The organism is Prevotella sp. Sow4_E9_plate, assembly GCF_052116205.1.
Taxonomy (GTDB): Bacteria; Bacteroidota; Bacteroidia; order Bacteroidales; family Bacteroidaceae; genus Prevotella.
This window is the reverse complement of the sequence record NZ_JBQKLN010000006.1, coordinates 89,604-113,007: the sequence shown is the minus strand read 5'-3', so window position 1 is coordinate 113,007 and position 23,404 is coordinate 89,604. Positions and strand designations below refer to the sequence as shown.

The following is a 23,404-nucleotide window of genomic DNA, read 5'->3' as shown; positions in this document are numbered from 1 at the left end:
AGAATAAAGACAATCCTTTTAGAAAAGTTCTTATTAGAGAATATTGGTTATTTTAAACAATAAGACCAGGATATGTAAAGTTGTAACAAAAAAAGAAAATGGTAGTAACAATCATAAAAATGTGATATAATGAAAAAAATATTTTTTGCTGCATTCATAATGCTTATCGTAACAGTATTCACTGCTTGCACTGCTAAACAAGTTTCAGAAAGTACTGTCAATACACAGTTACAGAACTCTGTTGACAGCATTGTAAAGCAGGATATGAAGGAGTTTGCGGCTCAAGAAGGTATGGTAATCGTCATGGAGACCTCCACAGGTAATCTCCGGGCAGTAGTAGGATGGAAGGAAGATAAAGGGAAAGTAGTAGAAGACACCACCCTACTCTCCAAATCCCGTGAAACTTTCCTTTTCAGAGGGGCATCCCTGCTTGCAGCTCTGGAAACCGGAAAAGTTACGCTGGACGATATGTTTCATACTTATGCCGGTATTGATGTTATCGGACAGGATACCATCTATGACCATAACTGGAGGAAAGGTGGATATGGAGAACTGACGCTTCTGCAGGGGCTGGCATACAATTCCAGTATTGCCATTGACAAGGCTGTAGATGTGGCTTATCAAAATAAAGATGTTTTCTTGCAAAAGCTACAGCAAATGGGATTGGAGAAGGATTCTACTTTCAAAGGTTCCTGGCCTGTTTATGCTCTAGGCTTCCATCATAGAAGACCAACCAGTATGGTGAGCTTCTTCAATGCCATTGCCAATGGTGGAAAGATGGTTAGTCCAAAATTGCAGGAGGGTTCTGCCATCGTAGCAGACTCTATGATAGCCAAGAAGAAGAATATTGAATCGATGCAGAAAGCACTTAGATTCTTCGTCACAAACGGCTTGGGCAAGAAGGCAGAATCAAAAATGGTCAATGTGGCTGGCATCTCAGGAAGTATCCATACGGAAGATGGCATCTATGCAGACTTCTGCGGCTACTTCCCTATCGAGAAACCGAAATACACGGTATTCGTCAGCTATAAGAGATCAGGGACACCAGCTCCTGGAGGAAACATGGCAGGACGAACTTTCAGAAAGATAGCAGAGTTATTGGAAAAAAACATCAAATAAAAACAATACATATGGAGACTATTATTTCAACAATTGTGATTGTAGCTTGTACTTACTTCTTTACTCGAAGAAAAGCAAAGCCTACAGAACAAGAGCCAGATGTCAGTACACAACCTGAGGCTTCCGCAGACATACAGCAAAAAGAAAAGCAGGATGAACCTCCACACACCAAGGATTTGTGCATAGAGCTACTGAAGCAATTAAATTGTGAGGTAACTACTTCGAAAGAGAACGAGAACCGCTTGTATTTTGAGTATCAGGGAGAACATATTGTCATTGATGCCAGTAACGACAGCTACTTCATTGAAATGTGGGATCCATGGTGGTTAATTGTTCCATTGGATGATCTAGAGCAAATGTCTAACGTACGTAAGGCAATTAACGTAACCAACAGCTGGGGCGGAACAACCGTATATTACACCATCGAAGAAGAACAGAAATTTGTTCTCCATTCCAAACGCCAATGTATATTGCCAAAAGAATTGCCCAACGTGAAAGAATATCTCATGGCTCTACTGAATGATTTCTTCACTGTAAAAAAATGGCTGAACGAAGAAATTATTGTACAACAAAATAAAGAGAACTGAGATATCCTGGGGTTAGGCAAACATTTTATTTATAATTTTGCCGCAAATGTTCAGTAATAACCATACAGTACCCAAAATACAAAGCAAACTATCATCACGCTACAGTTCAATTATCTAAGAACTGGCAAGATCTATTCTTAGGGTATGCCCCAATTAGGTGTACCCTACAGAATGGACTGCTCGTAAGCAAGCATACCTAAAACGAAAGAACTCCCCATTAATTGTGCCAAAGCAGAACCCTTCAAGAACCTCAAGCAAGTAAAAAAGAAAGAACCTTTGGCCAGATGTAAGAGTATGAACACTACACCTAACTTAATTGAGAAGTGACAAAGCTCTTTCACAAACCAAAGGTAGAAAGGCGCAGCTACCATCGAACCCCTAGGCTGCCTTTCGTTGGAGCAGGTGCTGTCGCTCCAAACCTTTCTTTTATGCAGTCGGCATTTCTGCGCAATCTCATTCATTGCGAATATCCAACTGCCATGCAAAACATTGGCGGTAAAAATGAGAACGTAGCTATGACCCTCTCCCTCAATCCAACACTTTCACAATTGCAAAGTTATATTTTTCCATTGAAATCCCAACACATTGAAGCGTTAATCTTTTGTAATATTTGAATATTCCTTTTGGACTATATCAATTTATCTCTACATTTAAAAGAAAAACACCATCGACATTAAGCTATAGTGGAACTATCGAACAGGAATCATCCCTTGTTGTAATGGCCGATGGTATCGTACTTTACAGTAATGAGAAGTTAAGTAGAATGATCTACCAAAAAATATACGTGCCCCTCTACGTCATATTTAAACCGATGCCTTGCATCCAGTCTCATGCTAGCTTCAATGGACGATTTCGTCGAATTTGGGAAAAACACCTTCACTTGCTGATATATTTCCATAAGCGACAATGGCTTACCGGCCAGAGACAACACCTCATAAATCTTGTCAACCATCGTTCCCCAATAGATATGCTCCCAAGACGCCAACCCATAGTAGCCTGACAATCCAATGGATTTCACTTCCTTCATTTTAAGCAAATAAGCGCGGATGGTATTAACTGTAAGATGACGATAAGTAGGACACCTTCTTAGAAAAATGTCTCTAATTTCCTCCGCTCTCATAGGTTTACCTCTTTCTTTCAGTATATCCAGTAGCTCATAAGTAACGGAGATTTTGTTTCTTTCAGCCACAAAACCACCTTCACTATCCACTTCCAAACCAAAGATATCCAACATCAGATAAGTAAAGAAAGAAATGAAATGCTCCTTACCACCTAATTTCTGAATATCCAACTCCTTTAAAAACATACTAGCCTGATAATGCTCATCCTTGAAACGAGTGGTAGCCAACAGTTCTTTCATCTTCGCAACCAGCTTGGCTATTTCTTCAATATCAAAAAGAATTGCATTAACCAATATGAATCTATCTTGATATTTGTACTTTCGAAACTGCTTGTTTAAAGGATAGCAAGAATTTCTCAAAAATATCAGTTCCATCAGCCCAATGACATCCTGCAAATGCTCTTTTTCCAAGATATTCTTACAAATAGGCGAATAGAATCCAATAAACGGCATTTCATACAAAAAGTCGTAATATTTCCAATGTTCATCCTGTGTAATTGGTTCAGTATTCTCCCCTATTGGGAAAAAAAGATACTTCTTAAGTTTATATGATTTTATATTGTAGGCTTTCATCAACTCCTGAAGAGTTCTTCTTTCTGTCCCGATTCCTCTATATTCTAAGAAAAAACACCTTCTTTCATTAAACATTCCACTATCCAGATAATCCGTAAAAAGAGTGAACATCGGATAATAACCATTTGCCTGATGAAAATCAATCACAAAGGATACCTTTTTATCCGTCATGAATGGAAACAATCCTATTGTGCATAAACAGGTATGTTCAAAGTCTATGGATGTATATGCCTCTACAAGAAAATCAAGCAAAGACAACGGATAATGATCGTTCAAGGAATGATTAAGTTTATATTCAATACCAAAACGATCAAATTTATCAAAGCTATGATATGTCCATGATTGGAACATGTCAACTTCATATGTCAATCTATCTTCCACAAAAGGAAATATCTGGACATCATCTATCACCTTAAAGTTCTTTTTAAAGACAGCATAATGCAATTCCAACAAGAACCTGTTCTTATTAGAAAGACGAGAATAAAGTAACGTTCCCAATGCATCTTTACCCACCTTATGCATATAATGCTTAGCATTATCATGAACATAAAAACTAAACTCGTTATGAATATCATGCATCAAATATTCCAGGCAAAGTAAGAAAACATATAGGCATGAAGCTGCCCTAGGATAATTATCCACCATCGACATTAAGTGAGATCCCTTCATACAAATGAACTTCAGTATATCTAACGAAGAAGGGAATATTGCCTGAAATTCCTTGCTATCTCCAGCATTCTCACATAAATGAGCATAACAGATGACCATCTTTTGCATGATTTCATCACCACAAAATTGCTTTACCTCCAAAAGAGGATCTTGAGAATTAATCGTAGCAAAAACATGCTCCACATCATTGATAACCTTCAATCCTATCCCTGGTATTGCCCACAACTTTTTTATCCCCATAGCCTGAAGGTCTCCAACAGTGAATAGTGAAAGAGCCCACAGTTTGTTGTAAGTAAACGTTGTTATCAGCTTATCGCCTAATAATCTGTATATCGATGTATCAATAGTATACATAATTCTTTTTTATATTTCATTGTTCTTGAATTTCTTGACATAAAAACCATCAAAGAAACTCACATAGTTAACAGTAAAAGTTCCATATTAAACAGCTTAATCTTTTTTGTCAAACGTAGAATACATAGCTACCTGAAACAAGTTCCTCACTTCAGAATTATCTGACTTAAGCCAAATACCATCCTTGCTAGCCACATAAACAGCCAACACCATAAGAAGAAAAGAGTACAAGCAGTTAAGCCCAACCTGAGCAGATGTCAAAGCAGCACCAACCCAGAGCAAAGGGATTACCAGAACATTTCGCCTGTTTAACCATTCATTGAAAATATATCTATTCATTATTATAAGTTTAAGCACTTTTATACAAAGGTACAAAAGTATTAAAAATATAATAGAATACCAACTTTTCGTTAGTAATTTTACTGATAATTCCTCAAAATACTTGAAAATGAGGCCATTTCTTTAAAAGAAATCTATTTCAGTACCCCCTTAAAAAGTATCTCTAAGAAAAAAGCACGTTGAACTGTCCACAAGACTTTAGCACGTAGGCAGTTCAAATTAATCCTTGTTGTAGTGGACGATGGTCTCGTACAACAATGAATACGAGAAGTACGACGATGAGTTGCGCAAGTCTTAATCCTTATTGTAGTGGACGATGGTCTCGTACGAGATTGTTGTCGTTTACGCAAATGTGAACGGCAGTTCAAATTAATCCTTGTTGTAGTGGACAATGGTCTAGTACCTCAACAAGAGTGCTAACATTGTAATGACACTCGGGTCTTAATCCTTATTGTAGTGGACAATGGTCTCGTACTTGATGATATTTACTCTGATATGCAGGCAGACCAGGGTCTTAATCCTTATTGTAGTGGACGATGGACTCGTACTCTAAGCTAAAGTTTACTTTCGCTAGCATTGGTAAAGTCTTAATCCTTGTTGTAGTGGAAGATGGTCTCGTACTCAATTGCCTGGTATTTTATGGCATTAATCCATTCAGTCTTAATCCTTATTGTAGTGGACAATGGTCTCGTACTTATAGTAGACACTGAGAAAGAAGCCTTTGAAATAGTCTTAATCCTTGTTGTAATGGAAGATGGTCTCGTACACGTGAACGCGCTTACCAAAAAAGTTGTAAAAGACTTAGTCTTAATCCTTGTTGTAATGGAAGATGGTCTCATACACGATAAGAAAATAGAAGATGCAAAGGAAGAAATCGTCTTAATCCTTGTTGTAATGGAAGATGGTCTCATACCAAAAAGAGTTCTGTAGTTATTTCTTGGACTATAAGTGTCTTAATCCTTGTTGTAATGGAAGATGGTCTCATACTTCCACAACGATTTACGCTATCAGCGCAATAGAACGTCTTAATCCTTGTTGTAATGGAAGATGGTCTCATACGGCATGAAAATCCAATTAAGAGAGCTCAGTTTGAGTGGTCTTAATCCTTGTTGTAATGGAAGATGGTCTCATACTTGTATGCTTATTTATTTGCTGGTATTTCTCCAATTAATAGTCTTAATCCTTGTTGTAATGGAAGATGGTCTCATACATTATTAACTCTTTAACATTAAAATTATGGATAGAAGTCTTAATCCTTGTTGTAATGGAAGATGGTCTCATACTCGACCTTATAAGACCATACTGATTATCAGTAAGTTAAAGAACTTTACTAAACAAATATTGACTTTTCTTAACCGAAAATTAACTATTCCTTAGCGGGTGCAAAGGTACGACTTTTTTCTGAGATATGCAAGCCAATTATTCTTAAATATTTAGGCCTTTTAGACCTCACAATTTAGTCTTGTTAACAACAAATCAAAAAGTTAACCCAAAAAGCACTCTTCAGCATAAGAGTAAACTACACCATCACAATATCATAAACCAACAAATCAAACTACAAAAAACTATTTCTCACATATATAATAAGGTATTATATGCACCCTAACAACAAAAAACAGGAAAAATGAGCCAGTGAAATATCATTTCACGATGTTCCCCTACCTTTGCACCCAGAAAAACCAAAGCCGCTATGGTTAAGTTGTTAGCGACACAGTAGTATCCATTCATAAAAATGGCATAAAACAAAAGAAAGTAGCAAAAAAAGGGAAAATTGAGTGAGTGAAATACCATTTCAAACTCCCACAGTACTTTTGCAAACGAAAACAGGAACAAGAAGTTAAACCCATTAAAATTAAAGAATATGAATTACGAATATCGCTACCTCATGGAATACCTCCCAAAGAGATACTCCGCTACAATGAAACAGGAGAATGACAGAGAAGTCATCTACGACTTCAAAAACGGCTACTGCAGCCTTAGCTTGATGAACACAATCGTAGAATGCATCAAGGAAATAAAAAACGAAACAGGTGGCAACAACTGGAGAGTATACTTCATACCAGCATCCACCCACCACAAGACAGCTTGCCGCTACCAAAAGCTCGCAACCTTCATCGAGAAGGAAACAGGAATTGCCTGCGACTACCATACCATCCTGCCCATCCAGGACCAGGAATCAGGCCACATCACAGGCAAGAAGACAAACCCGGCAGAGAACTTCAACATCAAGACAAGCGACGTTGCCGGCAAGAACATCATCCTCATAGATGACGTCATCACAAGAGGCATGACATACGTGCACACAACCAACAAACTCATCAACAATGGTGCCAACATGGTAAAGGGACTCTTCCTCGCCAAAACAATCAATCCTGACTGGGTAAGACATTCAGCATAGCCCTTCAGAGAGAACAAGAGAATAAACGTTAAAAAATATAAAGATCATGACAAAAGAACTCAAAATGAACGCCATCCCAATGACAGAGGATGCAGCATCAACAGTACAGGCTACCAATAACCTGGAGTACGTAAACCTCATGGAATATCTCCCAATGAGATACCCTCCAACGCTAGAGGAAGAAAAAAATCGCAGGATTGTAAGCAACTTCAAGAGGGGAAGATGCTCACCGGAACTGAAGAATCAGTTCACCGATGCAATCAAGCAACTCAAGGAAGAACGCAAGGACGTGAAGCTGAGAGTCTGTTTCATACCGGCCATCACTGCAGACAAGACAGCCCTCCGCTACTCACAACTGGCAACTGCCATTGAGACAGAAACAGGCATACCAAGTGACTACCACACCATCCTGCCAAAGCCAGAACTAATCACTCAGCACATGGCTACCGGAAAAACAGATCCAGCAGAGGACTTCCTCTTCAACAAGGAGCAAATCGAGGGAAAAGACATCATCCTGATAGGTGACATCATCACCACGGGAACAAACTTCACCAAGACAAGTCTAAAGCTTGCAGAACTTGGAGCAAAATCAGTCATCGGCCTGTTCTTGGCAAAGACCATCATTACAAAGTAACAAAAAATTAAATCAAAAATATAAGAATAATGAATAATTATCAATACCTTAAAGAATATCTCCCAGTGAGATACCAGGCAAATGCCCAGCAGTTGGCAGACCGTCAGACTTGCTATAACTTCAAAGACGGCTACCTCAACGATGAAGTTAAGAGTGGATTCCTGAACAAGATCCAGGAAATAACAAATGGAGAGAAGACAGGTTGGGCCATCTGCTTCATCCCTGCATCCACCAAGAGCAAGACACAAACCCGCTACAAAAAGCTTGCAGAAGCAATCCAGGCAGCCGGCTACAAGGTAGCAATCAATGCCATCTACAATGAGCACGACCATGAAGCTGGTCACCTCACAGGAAAAACCGGCAACCCAATCGAAGGCTTCGGCTTCAACGCCAGTGACATCGCAGGCAAAAAGCTCATCGTCATTGACGACATCATCACAAGAGGAAGAACCTTCCAAATGGTTGCAGAAAAGCTGGAAACCATGGGGGCAGCAAGCGTAACAGGACTGTTCCTGGCAAAGACCTTCAACCCAGATTACCATCCTTACTATGATCCGACGGACGATTACGAGCCAGAAGACTACTACGATCCATCAGACTACTACGAGGAGGAAGAGACATACGACAACTACAACGGTTCATACGCCCAAGACGTAGAAGGCTGGAGCGATCAGGACATAGACGATGTTTTCGACGGCGATCCTGATGCCTACTGGAACATCGACTAGTACAAACAGAACGTGCAGCTGCAAAAGCAAGTATTTTTTCTCCAAGATGTTGGGAATTCAAAAAGAAATAACTACTTTTGCAGCTGTATAACAGAAATAATAACAAAGAAATAGAACATAAAGAAATATGGCACTCAATACAGAACTCATTTTGACATTGAAAAACCTCAAAGGGTGTGGAAACAAAACCGTTCTCTCCATAGCCGAGGTAATTACGTCCCAAGTGCAGACCATCGAGGACCTATGCCACTTCTGGCCAACACTTAAGGGTAAGAAGTTCGAAAAGTACTCTGCCACTGATCTCCAGGAAGCCAACAGAAAGGCACTGACCATCATCAACGATGCAGAGAGAGAAGGTGTAGGCATCATCTCCTATTACGAAGAAGCCTTCCCTCAAATCCTGCGTGAGACCATCAATGAAGATGGCAATGCAGACGCTCCATTGATTCTGTTCTACAGAGGCAACATCAAAGCACTCCAAATGCCGGGCATCGCCATCATCGGTACAAGAGAACCAACAGAAGCAGGAACCCAAGCAGGAATCTACTTCGCAGAAAAGTTCGCAGAGCAGGGTTTCAACATCGTATCAGGTCTTGCCATAGGATGTGACACCACCGGTCACCAGGGAGCATTGAACGTGAAGGGAACCACCACGGCATTCCTAGCCAACGGCTTGGATTGGGAATCCATCTACCCTAAAGAGAACCTGGAACTGGCCAAGAACATCGTGGAAAACGGTGGATTGCTGCTCTCAGAGTATCCAGTAGGACAAAGAGGCAACCGCTATACCCTGGTGGAACGTGACAGACTGCAGGCAGGACTCTCATACGCTACCCTTGTCATCCAGACGGGTCTTAAAGGAGGAACCATGCATGCCGTAAATACCACTCTTAAAGCCCGAAAGCCACTCTTCATGATCAAATACAAGAACATGGATGGACAGGTAGGCGGAAGAGCAGAAGGCAACAAGAAGTTCCTGGAAGATGGAAAAGCACACGCCCTGACATCAGGTTCATTCGAAGAAGCCCTTGCCGTCATCAGAGAATCAGTAGAGAAGATCAACAAACCCAAAATCAAGGATTCATTATTTTAGCTTATGGCAAAAGGAGTGATTTTTGATCTGGACTTAACTCTTGTAGATACCACAATACTGGAAAATGCCAGAAAGATGAGAAACTGGCACGAGGCATATGGGCTAATCCCATATACCTCCATGTATGCAGGAATCCAAGAAGTCCTTGACCACATTAAAGCACAAGGAATCAAGATGGCAATAGTCAGCACCTCACCACGTCCCTATGTGGAAAGAATCGTTAGCCATTACCAGATTCCAGCAAGATTCATCGTTGGCTACCATGACGCCCATCCCATCAAACCTCATCCAGCCCCTATGCTAAAGGCATTGGAGTTGATGAATGAGAAAGCGGAAGATGTTCTGAGCTTTGGAGATAGGGCTATAGACATGATTGCAGCTAAAAGAGCAGGCATAAAAGCCATTGCATGCCTTTGGGGAACTAAGGAAAGAAGCATGCTGCTTGGCACCGCATACGACCAAGCAATTAGCTCTCCACTGGAGATTCTTCCATACCTGCAATGAAGATAGCAGAGACATTGAGTATGGTATCCTCTCATCAGGTTCCACTAGACATCCACATTTCTAATGGAACCTTTTTAAATCACTTAACCCCCAAAAATACAAAATTAGAGTGAGTGAAATACCATTTCACTATTTTGCAATACCTTTGCAAGCAGAAAAGAGAAAGATACTAAAAGCACTTCTCTTAAATTAAAGCATAGTATTAATATTCAATATCAATCAAACAATAAATTCATATGGAAAAGAACGCTATTATACTTGGTGATATTCGCCTCAAAAAAATGAGTAATGGATGTACAATCTCCCATCCTGATCGCGCTATATTAATTGTTACACCAGTCTTTGGATGTGCAATCTTCAACGTTATCACCAAGGATAAAACCTACGCATTCGACTTAAAAGAGACAAGCCACGGATTCCGTGTTGATACACGAGAAGGAATCTTCTATTTCGAGTATGAAGGACTCAAGTCCATCAAAGAGCGAATGGAAGCAAACATAGGTGTCTCACCTAAGACTCAAGCTGCATAGCACAAGTAACAGGCAAAAGGACTCCCCACATAACTATTCAAACAAGCTATGTGGGGAGTTTTGCATGGATAATGCAGGTATGCTAAACATTCATTTACACTTTACTGACTACTATACCTCAAACATGCCTTAGATATTAAAATGGATAGAAAAACAAGAATTGTAAAACTATCAGAACTACGAAACCGTTTACCTCATTACATGTAAACCTCTGATAATATGAATATAAAACAAAGAAGACAGGCTAGACGATAAAAGACTTTCATCATCTAGCCTACTTCCTGTCTCACTTCTGGTGGGTAAAGCTTAGATAGTTCATCGGCATGAAAGATGCAAACTACAAACAAAAGCCGATCAACTATCTAACAATCAAGTAAAGAGAAAGAGCAGACGGTATATCCACTCCTATCGTTTTCTTTGAACCTTCTGAGAAGGTCTCATCATGTGAAGGGCCATGAAGAAGCAACGCTGGCGGAATGCCAGGTCATCTTCATCATCACGCTTTCCCCATCCAGAGCCTGGTCCACCACCGCCACCACCGGATTGTGAAATCTTAGTGGCAGCATCCAGATAGCCCAGATATAGAGCAGCGGCAATGGAAGTCACCTGTACGGCATTATCCATGATAGTCTCTGCTATGGAACCATCAAAGAGAATGTCTCCTGTCTGCCTTGCCACTTGCCTCTGTTCAAAAGGAAGCGAAGAAAGGAACTCATGATATTTGGCTACCCGGTGCTTGGCATCTGTGGCCATCATCATATACCCCATTTGCTGCATTTCCTTGACGGTGGCCTTGCTGAGCAAAGGCACTTCCTTCTGGAGCTTCTTCTGTACCTCTTCAAACTTTCTCTCAGCCGAGAGGGTCTTGGTTTGCAACTGGGCAAGCTGTAACTCCGCAGTATGAAGTTTTTGAGTCTTGTCAGCAATTTTCTCATCCACCTCTTCCAGTTCCTTCTGTATCCTATCAAGCCTGATCTTTGCCTCTTCGGCACTAATCTTTCCGGAATCACGGTCTCGCTTGAGTTGCTCAACCTCCTCCAACAACCGATTCTTCTTAGATTCCAAATTGGCAATCATGGTCTGAAGGGCCTTGAACCTGGCAGTGGCATGTTTGATGTCTTTCTCCAAGCCACTCAAAGTAGCTCGCTGCTCCCTGATGACAGCCTGCTGCCCCTCGATGGTTTGAGATAGCTGCTCATTCTCACTCATTAATTTTTCCCGAAGCTCAGCGTGGTATTCCTCCGTGGAACGATGCCGGGCTCCTGTTTCAGAAATTCTATCACCACGCTCTAGACCATATTTCTGATTAATCTTAGCGATGTCATTGTGAAGACTGCTGTAAATTCTCAGACCATCCGTCTTCAACTCACCGAAATAGGACTTCCAGGAAAACTTATTGTTCTCTGTAATGGGAAGCATTGTACAATGCACATGAGGATTGGTTTCATCCAGATGCACGATAAAGGATGCTATATTCTGTTCACCAAACCTTTCACATACAAATTTATACATGTCCTTAGCCCATTCTTCTATCTCCGGATGCCGGACAATATTAGAGTTATCAGCCCCTTTTTTGAGGTTCACCACCTGGTCACCAAAGGCCAGACGATGCATCTGGTCTCTGGAACCACCTAAAATGATATTGGCCACCGTACGGAAAAACGGCGGATCCCTCCCCCTGTTCGGGTCCCAAATCTTTCGTTCCTCAAGCAGCATCTTGATTCTTTTGGGGACAGATGTTTTCTTGTCCACCTCACAAATCACCCCACCTTTCTTAATCTCAAAATTCAGGTGCTCGCGAGTAGAATCATAGTTGCCGCTCCAACGCTTCAACCTCTCGCCACCATTAGCATTGCGAAGAAACTCATTGCTCTGAGAGGTTGTCATGCCTTTTCCGGCTCTAATGTCGAGTACTTGTTTTGCCATAACTTCCTTTGTTTGTCAGCAGGGACTAAAGGGTTCTTAGGGACTTTCCCTAAGCCTAATCGCTTACCTCGGCTTGCCGCACGAAGTTGCCAAGAAATTGGCAGGTAAGCCTCCGTGTTTCAAAGCGTTAGCTATGAAACCGGGGATTAGGCTCCCCCCTGATGTAAAAAAGTGCGGTTTCCGGCGCAAGCGCCCTTGGGAAACGAGCCTTCGATAGAAGCAGTTTTCCTGATATGGCAGGCCACCTGACCGAAGCCGAAAACCAGATTGATCCATCGTGCCCATCTTCCAGGAAAGAGGGCTGAAGAGAGGCTATCCACCAGGAGTTGGAGAAAGCCCGGAGCTGAAGATGCTGGGCTTCAAATGCACCACCTTACTGGTTACCATGTTGCACACCTCCAGAATCTCATACTTTTGAAGCTGGTCAACAAAGGCCAGCACTGCCGGGCGACTCCATCCCCATGCCTTCACCAGCTGCGCGATGTTGACATCCATGTCCTTGGAAGCGAGCTTGGCCTTTTGGAAACGGATAAGCAAATCCTGCAAAGCCTTCAAGCGAGAGAATCTGTTGGGATTGCGATACGAATAGTCGTTACAGAGATAAGCAATTAGCTCTGACGACATGTTGATAACGAATCTCTCCTCCTTCGGAAGCGATTCGCTACTGCTACTATTTTCTTTTACCATTTGAATATTTCTTTTAGATATAACCATTAACTATATAATCTACCTGAGAGACAGTTGAAGATTGTGATGCTCTTTCAAAAGCTCCTAGGCAGCATTCCTTCCCCGTGGCCAGGAACCCAAGCTGCGCCACCTGCTTTTCATCCCGGGAACAGGCGGAAGCTGCTTGAACGGATATACCATACCGGCCATGAGTAGGATAAAGATCAGCTCACCCATCAGGAAGGCACGTCCACAATCAACCACTGCCACCACAATAGCAAGAGAGGCAAGGAGAATTTGCAAGCATCTGCTCCCATGAATCCCAACCAACACCCTGTCGGCAAGCCTATAGGAAAACAGCAGCAACGTCATCATCAAAGCCACCATGTAAACCCAGAGAGAGGTCTGAAACGGATAAAGGATGTTCTCCATGAACGACTTGGGACCCAGTTCAACCTCACCAACAATGCCAGGCAATCCTATATCATAAGGTGTAAGGCTCAAAGCCTTCCCTTTGGCCGCACATTCCACCTGAAACGAACAGGCTTCCTTGGCTGCATGAAAGTCCACCACCTGAAACACCAGCATACAAATGACAAGAATCAATGTAAAGAATTTTCTTCCATTGTCACTTCTATACATCTTGTGATATACATAGGAGATCCATGCCTTTACGGCAAGCGCCTTCCTTTTCATCCAAGGCATTCGGGCAGACAGGAAACTATAGAAGTTGCGCCACTTATCAGAGCTGGCAGCCTTAGGCTTGATGCAATAGTGGAATACAAAGGGAACCGATGTAAGCAGCATAGCCAGGAGCCATTTCAAAACAATCATCACCATCTTTTACAGATATGCTAAATTAGAAAAAGAACGAGAGAATCTCATCCATCTTTTGATACTCCAGAACTTCTGCCGGCACCCTGGTAACATCCCTGAGCACATGCTGGATGCCCAAAAGCATGGTTTCATCACTGTCGTAAAAGTGAACCGTCAACGAATCAATGACCCCATATTGCTCACTCCCCATGTGAATGATAAACATACTGCCATCCACCGGTGTGGAATAAGCTGCCGCCTTTAACAGCTTGCCATAGTTCTGCTTGCTGGCATAGAGGATGTGAAGCCCAAGTTTCTTCTCCAACCACTCTACCAAATCCTCCATCATTACCTGTTTGGAAGCAGGTATGACAACTTCCACGTAATCCTCATGAGGAATCGTAGGTAGAGGAACCTCCTTAAAGAATTCCGGGAGCTTGCTGCGCAACTCCAGGAAGAGCGTATTAATGGAATCCTTCCATTCCTCGCTCTCTAAAAGATTGTAGTCGCTTAATGTCTTAATCATTTGATTGCAATTATAATATTGATGATAGATATGATTTAAGGAAATACTCCGACAACACCTCTGTCAAGTTATTTTCCTTGTCTCGAACATGTTTCCTGGCATCCAACCTTTCAAGCAAGCCAGGCAAGTCATCTGAGAGGGCAAGAAGCTGCTCTCTCTGCTCCTCAGTCAACACGGCAGCAGAATAGTCGTCAATGGCCATGAAAGGCTGGATGAGCATCCATCGATAGTTGGCCTGCTGGGTGTTACCAAGGCGTCTTCTGGACAAAATATCCTCCTTACATGCCAAGGCATTCTGAATGATGCGCCGGTTGAATCGCATGCTTAGATATAACATGGTTCTGTCGTTGACATCATCCACTTGTGCCCCTACAGATGAGTAGAGTCCATCAAACACCCGGGTGGTGCCCATGGTAAGCTTCTGCAGGGTCTCGGTATCCACCTGAGCAAGATACTTCATCAAACTCCTGAAGCATTTATCCTCCAAGGCTATGAAGTTCATCAGCTCGTCACCCTGCTTGAACGACGTGGCAGAGGAAAGAAGTTTGCCATAGGCTGCAAGCGTCGTCTTCAATGATGGATAGAGCGGATAAGTATCAAGTTTCTCATAATACTTTACCGCATCCTTGAAGATGGCATTCTTCTCCAACACCTTCCGCTGCATGGCAGTGTTCAGCTTGAAATACATCACCTCACGAAGCGAGCGAGGCTTGACAAACGCCAAACGGGTGATTTCCGCCCGTATGGAATCCGACACCATGAAATATGCCACAGCCATCGGACTCTTGAGGTTGAGAGAAGAGTCCCTGCCAAAACTACTGTAGGCAGAATCCCGTACCTCCAGCCAAGTGGAGGTAAGAGAAGAAAGGTCCTCAATGGACGCATCCTGCTGCTGCTTCAAAAGCTCCAGCTGCTGCTTGCATCCCTGTAATGCCTCCTCAGACGAAGAGAAGGAAGGATGCCGCTCACAGGAAACCAATATGGCCATCATGGTCATACCGAATACAATTAACTTTTTTACCTTCATTTTATTCTAATACGATTATTGATATGTTACCTGAATCTGGGTGCAAAAGTAAAAAAGAAAACTTAAAAAGTAGTAGTTTTCGCTATATAACTATATATTTAACATTTATACAAAACCCTATTATGCAAGTTTTGAAGCTCCAAAAAGTAGATATAGAATCCCCAAAACGCCGCATATAAAGACTTTATGACATGTTCTAGATATGATAGAAGCGCCTTTTCAAATGTTAACTGCAAACATCTTATATGTTAAAATTACAGGGTTAATTTGGCACACAATTGGAGTATCATCTTAGCATAACAACTACCGAAACTCCCTCATATACCCCCAAAAACAAAAAAAGTTCCTCGCCTATTGGCGAGAAACCCTCAAAATTCATCGATAAAGATTGATGATGTCCAATCCTTTCAGCCTGGCTTTTCTGCAGGTATAGAAAGTTCCTCCCTTAGGCTTGCCATCATAATAGGCGATGATGTCACTTGCATGGGCTAACATGTAGTCATTGCGCTTGAGCAGACAACCATTGTAATACTCCTCACTGAGCACTATTTCTTCATCCACCTCATTCAAGATACGCTGATACCGCTCACGCTGATAGGGAGCCCACCTTTCACTCTGACCTCTGTAAGGAACAACCGCAACCAACTTTACCCCCTTCAGTTCCTCCTTGAGCTTGATAACCTCCTCAGCTGCCAACATGTCAAAACCTAGCGCCATGCCCGAAACAAACTTTCTGAAACCTAACGAGAAAAGCAACCTTATCTTTCCTCTCACCTGCTGTCTCACTTCCCGCTCCTTGTCCTTTGGAACAGAGCGATGTCCGGTGAAGACAACGCTCTGCTTTTTGAAAATCTGATTCATACCTTCTTATATATATAATGTGTTCTAGCTAAAAACAAACCTCCCACCACATGAGCGCCATGTTTCTCCACCTCCTCGGCAAAGATGGCATAAGAGCCACCGGTGGTGATGATGTCATCAAAGATGAGCACTTGCTTACCCTTGAAAAAAGGCTTGTCAAAATCCATGATGCTCACCTTGGAAATCTCCTTCTCTCTTCCTCTTCTGCGCTCATGAACTGCCAAGCGGTCTTCCATCAAGATAAGATGGGAATAACCATTCTTGATACCACTCAATCGGCTCACCTCCTTGCAGAACTCCTTGTAGCGGCTCTTGTTCACCTCCTGACGGCTAGCTGGAACACATAGGAAAACCATGTCCTTCACCTGCTCCCCATACTCACGCTTCAAATAGCCATCCACCATCTGCGCCACCAACTTGTAAGCATCATCCCTTGCATCCTTGAACGCATAGATAAGCTTTCTATCTTCCTTGGCATCCTCACCCACATTACGGATTCTTGCAGGAAAGTACTTCAAGAAATATCCTTGCTTCTTACTCAACTGGGCTATCCTGCCCTCATCTATCAATCTAGCCATAAAAAATCGTTTTAAAAGTTACTCACTCAAATGGTTCGGAGTCCACACCTCCACTACCCACTCATATCCTACATTATTGCACTGACTTTGGTTCATCCGTCTGATGTCCTCGGCTTGCTCCTCAGTAATAGGCTCACTCTCCAACTTCATCAGCTTCTTGATACTAGCCTCCCTGTTTGTCCCGATGTAAACCAAGTCCTTGCTCTCACGGGAGTTCCAATTGTCTGTACGATAAAAAAGAAATACTTTCATCTTGTCTCATTTAAAAGTTCAACACTCAAAAAATATTCTGGATTTCCTGATTCACTGCCTTTTCAAGCTTTTGTTTTCAGAAGAATCCGAGTTTTTTTTAAAACATTCCGGCATAACCGTCATCACTTTAGCCTTTTTACGTGCATAAAAGAATGGAAGTCCAAGGGGGCAGTAAGCCAAACAATCGGTCAAGAATCTTTTCTAGAATACCCAATCTCTGATTGCGGAAGTCTGCTGGAAAAGAATCTTAGCCGATAACAAAGTGGTGTTTGGTATCTGCCAGGACTTCACATACCTTTGCAAAGTAAAAAGACTATGGTGATGGCTACCGGCTAGAAAAGATAAAAAGTGAGGAGTATTCCCCATAAAAAACAAAATAGAACCCTAGATATATCCCATCAGAAATCACATCAAACATAAAACACGGTGTTTTCCCACCATGACCAAAGGGAACCGTGGGAAAACGAACCTCTCTCCCTTTAGCCTTCTGACAATATGGTCAGGTGGCAAGGTAGCATGGCAGGCCATACTGCCTTGGGGATTAAAACTGTCATGTACATGAAGAGAACGCCTGGGCGTGAGTCTTGAAGAGAATGGTCATGCGTGAACTACCCAGTGAAGATGGGAAATTGTCCACCTTCGCGGGTAAGTCACCCTTGGCCAGACTCGAAAAGACCTCTTCTTGTGCATGACATCAGCAAGAGAAGGTTCAAAAGACAATATATACCTTCACCCAAATACAACCATCCTATCTCTTGCAGATATAGACATAATGCAAACCTTCAGCCATAAACATGATATATTCTGTTAGCCCACAGCGTAATAGATAAAATACTCAACGCCAACACCTTTAGAGAATAACAGTTGATGTAATTGAACTACCCACAAGCAAAAACTTGATTGTGAGTAGTTCAATTCCCACAATTAACATTTACAACAAGCTAATCAACCATAAAAGTCAAACATTCTTTTACTGTTTTGCAAATCCCCACCCTGAAGAGTATTCTCAGCATACTGCAAGGCCTCATTCCAAATATTTTGATATGTAAGAATGATACCAAAATTTAATCACGGCAAAACGAAAAGAGCTATCTTGCAAAAACGAAATGTGATTTTTGACTCCAAAAACGAAATGTGAATTAAAAAAGCATTTAAACGACATTTGAAGGGTGTTTAAATGGTATTTTATCTTCGGGATTTGGGATGCAGCGGCATTCCTCTCAAAGATGCCTGTAATCTCGTGCTCGAAGGTGAAGCCAATAAAGGGATAACCTATTCTAATGTTGATATAAGAAAAACGGTGGTTGTTATAGGATGGGCTACTTCAAAGGCTGAATACATGAATAGCCTCAGTCACGAAATGCTGCATGTGGTTCAGCATATTTCTGAACAGTTTTTGATAAATATGTATGGGGAGGAGGTTTGCTACTTGCTTGGTGGATTGGTGCAGGCAGCCATTATAAAATGAGTTTACTTCTCGAATGGAAGCTATCGCTCATTCGAGTTATATGTTTGCTTTCCACATACCCATAATGTGGCTCAGCGAGGTTAAATGCGTACATCAAGACAATTCTTTTGCTGTCTTAACTACGTAATAAACAATCTCTACCATAAACAGTAGAGCATTTAACACTAGCAATAATATTGCCATAATACTGTCAAAATCTGCCATAATTATAAATTTTAAAATTCTTGTTAAATTTACTGCAAATTTACGGCTTTTCTGCGGATATTTTACTTTATCCGTTTATTTAGCGCATAAAAAATGCACTGAACTCCGTATATTTGAAGTCGGTGCAAAGATACATATTATTCTTTATGCACGCAATATTATAACAAATTTACTTAACAAGGCTATACAAAAGTACTTAGAATTTCATTGAAAAAGCTAGGTAAAACTTAATCTACCTAGCTTTTTTGTCTATTACAAAGTCAGCGACTTAGAGTTCTAAGTATATAACAATATAACGCAATAAACAATATATATAAATAGATATAACCAAACAGAAAAGACATCAAACCCTCCGTTCTTTCCACACTGCACCTGTGCCGTAGGAGGGAGCAGCCCGAAAAAATCATCCACCTTGCAGATGGATGATTTTTTGTTAACTTTTTCATAGACGTATTAATTAATCATCAATAACATCAAATGTTACGCTTACCTTTTCACCATTACCTTCTAAGATACCTTTGTCGTATTGGTCTCTTGCCATATTCTCAGCCTCTGTCTCGTTTGCGGCTTCAACGCTTACTTGAAAAACTATTTTTTCAACGATTTCAACTTGATACTTTTTCATATTTTCTCCTTTGTTAATCTTATCCGGCAGCCTTTCAACTACCGGATAAGAACATTAAACATGAAACTACTTAGTCCCAATAATCATTTGCTTGACCTCCTCATAACTTTCCTTCGTTATGAATTTGCGCCCCTCAACGCTATGCTTTGTTGTGTGTATGAGGGTAATCACACAAACCTCCTTGCCGTCCTTATAATCTTCAGTTGGCTCAATGCAAGCAATCTCGTCGGTATTAATCAATACTTTTGTTCCTGCTGTCACTTCAATGAATTTGCTCATATCTAAATTCTTTCATTAAATCAATATACATTCACATGGGTAGTTGCAAGTGGCTTTTCTGTAAATCCAAGCTCCTTACAATACACGTTTACATTCACTCTAGAGCCGGTTCCGAAGTGACGTCTCAGATTTCCGCTCTCCAAATCACGATTAATCTTTCGGTTAATCGCCTGCTTCAAACCTCTCTCAGAAGAGAAAGTAATACTGCTGTGAAAGTCTAAGATAGTCCATGATTCACCATTGCAGTCATAATAAAGATTTGCATTCATACTCCAATATCATTTAAAAGTTCAACACTCAAAAAATATTCTGGATTTCCGGATTCACTGCCTTTTCAAGCTTTTGTTTTCAGAAGAATCCGAGCTTTTTTTTTATAAACATTCCGGCATAACCGTCATCACTTTAGCCTTTTTACGTGCATAAAAGAATGGAAGTCCAAGGGGGCAGTAAGCCAAACAATCGGTCAAGAATCTTTTCTAGAATACCCAATCTCTGATTGCGGAAGTCTGCAGGAAAAGAATCTTAGCCGATAACAAAGTGGTGTTTGGTATCTGCCAGGACTTCACATACCTTTGCAAAGTAAAAAGACTATGGTGATGGCTACCGGCTAGAAAAGATAAAAAGTGAGGAGTATTCCCCATAAAAAACAAAATAGAACCCTAGATATATCCCATCAGAAATCACATCAAACATAAAACACGGTGTTTTTCCACCATGACCAAAGGGAACCGTGGGCAAACGAACCTCTCTCCCTTTAGCCCTCTGACAATATGGTCAGGTGGCAAGGTAGCATGGCAGGCCCATACTGCCTTGGGGACTAAAACAGTCATGTACATGAAGAGAACGCCTGGGCGTGAGTCTTGAAGAGAATGGTCATGCGTGAACTACCCAGTGAAGATGGGATATAGTCCACCTTTGCGGGTAAGTCACCCTTGACCAGACTCGAAAAGACCTCTTCTTGTGCATGACATCAGCAAGAGATACTTTAAAAGGCAATACACTCCATTTCAACAACCAGATATTTGCTGACATAGATACAAACCACCTCACCTGTCCTAAACATATATGCATCTACAATGATATACATTGCAGAGGAAACAGAAAACTTGACCAAAGGGTCAAATCCCCACAAAGACAAGACAACATCAAAGGCGAAAAGAAACCCTACCAAAACATAGGATTTCTTTTCTAAATATACTCTTAAACATCAAATCTTCATCTTCCTTGCCTCTTCCACAAGAGACACCCATTCTTCCTCTACTCCTCCACAAGCCAATGAAAACTCATCACCATTCGCCCAATTCTGAGCAAGGATATACAGAAAGAACGACTCCTCTATGGTCAAGCCATCGGCTTTCTCAGAGGCAAGAACCTCTCCCATCACCACTTCATCCTCACGATACAACACCTTCAATTTCTCGAAAGACATCTTTTGAACAGCCGCTTTCTCCGTCACATACGCACTAGCCGCCTTCTCTATTAGATAAGCCATGACCTTGAGCTTACCGCCGGCAGAAAGCTCCTGGCAAGGAACCACCTCATGAGCATAACACTTGGAAAAATGAAACTTGGCTGTAGATGTATCAAACTCCACCTCCAAATGATAAGAAACACCCTTCTCATCTTTCTTGCAAGAGGTGACTACACCATAACAATCCCCTCCAAGAAAAGACTCTCTTTCCACACGAAAACCATCAAACTCCAAAACTTCTTTCTGATTCATAATCCTTATTTTTAAACTCTTTGAAACTTTCCCCATGCCTCCAAGGTATCAACCTTGCAAGCATGCTGATAAACACGCTCTATTTTGCGAAAAGCAACTTGAAAAGCCTTTGGCGTACTGGATAAAGCCATACGCTTTCCCAAACTGACTTTCTGCCCCACTTCCATGGATTCCCAACAACGTATCATGCCTTCATCTGTAGGCTTGCACCCTAGATAAACGCCCTTGATACCCGTAACCCTCTGATACTTCTTAGGGTAAGGACAATAGATAGACCATGCATCCGGCGCATCCTTGGCGCTTACCCTTTCATCATGATATAAACGTACTTTCATACAAATATTTTTTTATGGAGAGGTGGTGAGCCTCTCCGTTACCTTTACAAATCCAATCTACCCTTATCATGGTAAGAGAAATAACACCCATCAGCAATTATCACATGGTCCATGAAAAAGATGCGCATGATGCTGCAAGCTTCCTTGACGCTCTTGGTAAGCATATCATCAGCCTTGCTGGGATGAGGGCTATTGGATGGGTGATTGTGAGCAATTGCCAAGATAGTAGCATTGTTCAAAACAGCCTCCCTCATGATTCTGCGCACATCTACCGCCGTCTCCGTGATACCCCCATGACTCATAGGCACATGCTTGATAAGCCTAAAGTTCTGGTTCATCAAAAGCAGATGGCATTCCTCCACCTCCAAATCCTTCACATGCGGATAAAGGATATTATAGATAGCCAAGCTACTGCCCAAATCGGGACGCTCTGCCATATTCTCCAAGCTGTAACGCTTGCCAAGCTCTATGGCTGCCTGAAGAGCTATCGCCTTGGAATCCCCGATACCCTGAACCACCTGCAAGTCCTCTACCCTAGCCTTGGCTATATTACGCAAGCTCTCCTCCATCACATTGAATATCTGACGTGCCTGTTCCACATTCTTCTGTGTACCTGTACCGATAACCAAAGAAATCAGCTCCACTGTGGTCAAGTTTCCAAGCCCATTGTTATAAGCCTTATACTGAGGAAATTCCTCCATGCAAAACCCCGAAAAATTCTGTCTCATATCTCAAATTGCTTTAAATTAAACTTAAAATATTCTGGATTTCCTGAAACAACCAGCCTTTTTCAAATCCCTGGAGTTTTGAGGATAAATCCGAGTTTTTTTTTAGCATTCCGGCATAACCTTCACACCAAGCCTTTTTTCGTGCCAAAAAAGCATGGCAGTCAAAAATGGCAGAAAGCCAAACAATCGGTAGAGAATCTTTTCCGGAAAACCGCAATCTATGATTTCGGAAGGCTGCCGGAAAAGATTCTTCGCCGATAGCAACGTGGTGTTTGGTATCTGCCAAGACTGCCATACCTTTGCACGATAAAAAGCCTGGTGGGATTATGCTGCGACAAAATGATAAAAACGAGGTTCTATTCACAAAACTACAGTAGCAAACAATAGATATAAGTATTATCTTCCCATGGATATCTATCTAAACCACGACACAGTAAAACTAAACCATAGATATCAACAAAACAGATAGACAAAGATAAGCATAAAAGAGCCGGCATAAAAGAAAAAGAGCCAAGAGAAACACATGCAGTCCATATCAACCATGTATTCCTCCTTGGCTCCCAAAAGAACGATTTCATCGAGATACCACTACTCAGATGAACCGATAACGCCATAAACTTCGCAACTTAATCAGACGATGGCACAAAGATACACCAAAAATCCAAATTCACAAAGAAAACCTCAAAAAAAATGCGATTCCATCGAAAAGTAGATATAATACCATCCCCCAAGTACCATCAAT

25 protein-coding genes and 1 CRISPR repeat array are annotated in these 23,404 nt (G+C 41.5%); of the genes, 9 read left to right on the top strand and 16 right to left on the bottom strand.

What is annotated here, in order from left to right; translation table 11 throughout:
• Window positions 1–129: 129 nt before the first annotated feature.
• Window positions 130–1,119, top strand: a complete 990-nt coding sequence (locus ACTQ53_RS04115; RefSeq protein WP_441932161.1) for a penicillin-binding transpeptidase domain-containing protein — start codon at window positions 130–132, stop codon at window positions 1,117–1,119.
• An 11-nt stretch (window positions 1,120–1,130) separates the two neighbouring features.
• The gene (locus ACTQ53_RS04110; RefSeq protein WP_441932159.1) at window positions 1,131–1,706 is read left to right on the top strand and encodes a hypothetical protein; all 576 of its coding nucleotides are present in this window, start codon (window positions 1,131–1,133) and stop codon (window positions 1,704–1,706) included.
• A 754-nt stretch (window positions 1,707–2,460) separates the two neighbouring features.
• Here the strand turns inward: ACTQ53_RS04110 and ACTQ53_RS04105 are convergent.
• On the bottom strand, window positions 2,461–4,422 hold the full coding sequence (locus ACTQ53_RS04105) for a hypothetical protein (RefSeq protein WP_441932157.1): 1,962 nt from the start codon (window positions 4,420–4,422) through the stop codon (window positions 2,461–2,463).
• A gap of 776 nt (window positions 4,423–5,198) precedes the next feature.
• A CRISPR array of direct repeats spans window positions 5,199–6,044; the repeat unit is 37 nt; unit sequence GTCTTAATCCTTGTTGTAATGGAAGATGGTCTCATAC.
• A 578-nt stretch (window positions 6,045–6,622) separates the two neighbouring features.
• Here ACTQ53_RS04105 and ACTQ53_RS04100 point away from each other — a divergent pair.
• The 6 genes from ACTQ53_RS04100 to ACTQ53_RS04075 all read left to right on the top strand — a co-directional run bounded on the left by ACTQ53_RS04100 (window position 6,623) and on the right by ACTQ53_RS04075 (window position 10,648).
• On the top strand, window positions 6,623–7,159 hold the full coding sequence (locus ACTQ53_RS04100; protein ID WP_441932156.1) for a phosphoribosyltransferase: 537 nt from the start codon (window positions 6,623–6,625) through the stop codon (window positions 7,157–7,159).
• A 46-nt stretch (window positions 7,160–7,205) separates the two neighbouring features.
• Window positions 7,206–7,793: a phosphoribosyltransferase gene (locus ACTQ53_RS04095; protein WP_441932155.1), complete on the top strand. Its 588-nt coding sequence runs from the start codon at window positions 7,206–7,208 to the stop codon at window positions 7,791–7,793.
• 29 nt (window positions 7,794–7,822) lie between these two features.
• Window positions 7,823–8,521, top strand: coding sequence for a phosphoribosyltransferase (locus ACTQ53_RS04090; RefSeq protein ID WP_441932154.1), 699 nt, complete (start codon window positions 7,823–7,825; stop codon window positions 8,519–8,521).
• A gap of 127 nt (window positions 8,522–8,648) precedes the next feature.
• On the top strand, window positions 8,649–9,614 hold the full coding sequence (locus tag ACTQ53_RS04085; RefSeq protein WP_441932153.1) for a DNA-processing protein DprA: 966 nt from the start codon (window positions 8,649–8,651) through the stop codon (window positions 9,612–9,614).
• 3 nt (window positions 9,615–9,617) lie between these two features.
• Entirely contained in the window at window positions 9,618–10,118 is a 501-nt protein-coding gene (locus ACTQ53_RS04080; RefSeq protein WP_287624948.1) for an HAD family hydrolase, read from the top strand.
• 236 nt (window positions 10,119–10,354) lie between these two features.
• On the top strand, window positions 10,355–10,648 hold the full coding sequence (locus ACTQ53_RS04075) for a hypothetical protein (protein ID WP_441932152.1): 294 nt from the start codon (window positions 10,355–10,357) through the stop codon (window positions 10,646–10,648).
• A gap of 405 nt (window positions 10,649–11,053) precedes the next feature.
• Here ACTQ53_RS04075 and mobV read toward each other — a convergent pair whose 3' ends face one another.
• From mobV to ACTQ53_RS04035, 8 genes are all read right to left on the bottom strand, one after another.
• Window positions 11,054–12,574: a MobV family relaxase gene (gene mobV / locus ACTQ53_RS04070; RefSeq protein WP_441932151.1), complete on the bottom strand. Its 1,521-nt coding sequence runs from the start codon at window positions 12,572–12,574 to the stop codon at window positions 11,054–11,056.
• Window positions 12,575–12,886: 312 nt separating this feature from the next.
• On the bottom strand, window positions 12,887–13,261 hold the full coding sequence (locus ACTQ53_RS04065; protein WP_264949443.1) for a hypothetical protein: 375 nt from the start codon (window positions 13,259–13,261) through the stop codon (window positions 12,887–12,889).
• A gap of 84 nt (window positions 13,262–13,345) precedes the next feature.
• A complete protein-coding gene (locus ACTQ53_RS04060) occupies window positions 13,346–14,080 on the bottom strand; it encodes a hypothetical protein (protein WP_441932150.1) in 735 nt (244 codons plus the stop codon).
• 19 nt (window positions 14,081–14,099) lie between these two features.
• Window positions 14,100–14,582 carry a hypothetical protein gene (locus ACTQ53_RS04055; protein WP_287595457.1) on the bottom strand — a complete coding sequence of 161 codons (483 nt, stop codon included), beginning with the start codon at window positions 14,580–14,582 and terminating at the stop codon, window positions 14,100–14,102.
• A 10-nt stretch (window positions 14,583–14,592) separates the two neighbouring features.
• A complete protein-coding gene (locus tag ACTQ53_RS04050) occupies window positions 14,593–15,609 on the bottom strand; it encodes a hypothetical protein (RefSeq protein WP_441932149.1) in 1,017 nt (338 codons plus the stop codon).
• Between the two features lie 375 nt (window positions 15,610–15,984).
• Entirely contained in the window at window positions 15,985–16,470 is a 486-nt protein-coding gene (locus ACTQ53_RS04045; protein ID WP_441932147.1) for an SLOG family protein, read from the bottom strand.
• Window positions 16,467–17,048, bottom strand: a complete 582-nt coding sequence (locus ACTQ53_RS04040) for a ribonucleotide-diphosphate reductase subunit alpha (RefSeq protein WP_334567004.1) — start codon at window positions 17,046–17,048, stop codon at window positions 16,467–16,469. Before ACTQ53_RS04040 ends, ACTQ53_RS04045 begins: the two co-directional genes overlap by 4 nt.
• An 18-nt stretch (window positions 17,049–17,066) precedes the next feature.
• Window positions 17,067–17,300 carry a hypothetical protein gene (locus ACTQ53_RS04035; RefSeq protein WP_441932145.1) on the bottom strand — a complete coding sequence of 78 codons (234 nt, stop codon included), beginning with the start codon at window positions 17,298–17,300 and terminating at the stop codon, window positions 17,067–17,069.
• 1,177 nt (window positions 17,301–18,477) lie between these two features.
• Between ACTQ53_RS04035 and ACTQ53_RS04030 the strand changes: the two genes are divergently transcribed.
• A complete protein-coding gene (locus ACTQ53_RS04030; RefSeq protein WP_441932144.1) occupies window positions 18,478–18,768 on the top strand; it encodes a hypothetical protein in 291 nt (96 codons plus the stop codon).
• Window positions 18,769–19,429: 661 nt separating this feature from the next.
• Here ACTQ53_RS04030 and ACTQ53_RS04025 read toward each other — a convergent pair.
• The 7 genes from ACTQ53_RS04025 to ACTQ53_RS03995 form a co-directional block, all read right to left on the bottom strand.
• Window positions 19,430–19,597 (bottom strand): DpnD/PcfM family protein, encoded by a 168-nt coding sequence (locus ACTQ53_RS04025; protein WP_329980151.1) that lies wholly within the window; start codon window positions 19,595–19,597, stop codon window positions 19,430–19,432.
• Window positions 19,598–19,663: 66 nt separating this feature from the next.
• Window positions 19,664–19,876 (bottom strand): hypothetical protein, encoded by a 213-nt coding sequence (locus ACTQ53_RS04020; RefSeq protein WP_334668096.1) that lies wholly within the window; start codon window positions 19,874–19,876, stop codon window positions 19,664–19,666.
• Between the two features lie 20 nt (window positions 19,877–19,896).
• Window positions 19,897–20,145 (bottom strand): hypothetical protein, encoded by a 249-nt coding sequence (locus ACTQ53_RS04015; protein ID WP_334668097.1) that lies wholly within the window; start codon window positions 20,143–20,145, stop codon window positions 19,897–19,899.
• 938 nt (window positions 20,146–21,083) lie between these two features.
• Window positions 21,084–21,599, bottom strand: coding sequence for a hypothetical protein (locus ACTQ53_RS04010; protein ID WP_441932141.1), 516 nt, complete (start codon window positions 21,597–21,599; stop codon window positions 21,084–21,086).
• A gap of 11 nt (window positions 21,600–21,610) precedes the next feature.
• Window positions 21,611–21,934 (bottom strand): hypothetical protein, encoded by a 324-nt coding sequence (locus tag ACTQ53_RS04005; protein ID WP_441932140.1) that lies wholly within the window; start codon window positions 21,932–21,934, stop codon window positions 21,611–21,613.
• A gap of 44 nt (window positions 21,935–21,978) precedes the next feature.
• Window positions 21,979–22,662 (bottom strand): JAB domain-containing protein, encoded by a 684-nt coding sequence (locus ACTQ53_RS04000; RefSeq protein WP_441932138.1) that lies wholly within the window; start codon window positions 22,660–22,662, stop codon window positions 21,979–21,981.
• Between the two features lie 13 nt (window positions 22,663–22,675).
• On the bottom strand, window positions 22,676–22,957 hold the full coding sequence (locus tag ACTQ53_RS03995) for a hypothetical protein (RefSeq protein WP_441932136.1): 282 nt from the start codon (window positions 22,955–22,957) through the stop codon (window positions 22,676–22,678).
• Between the last annotated feature and the right edge of the window lie 447 nt (window positions 22,958–23,404).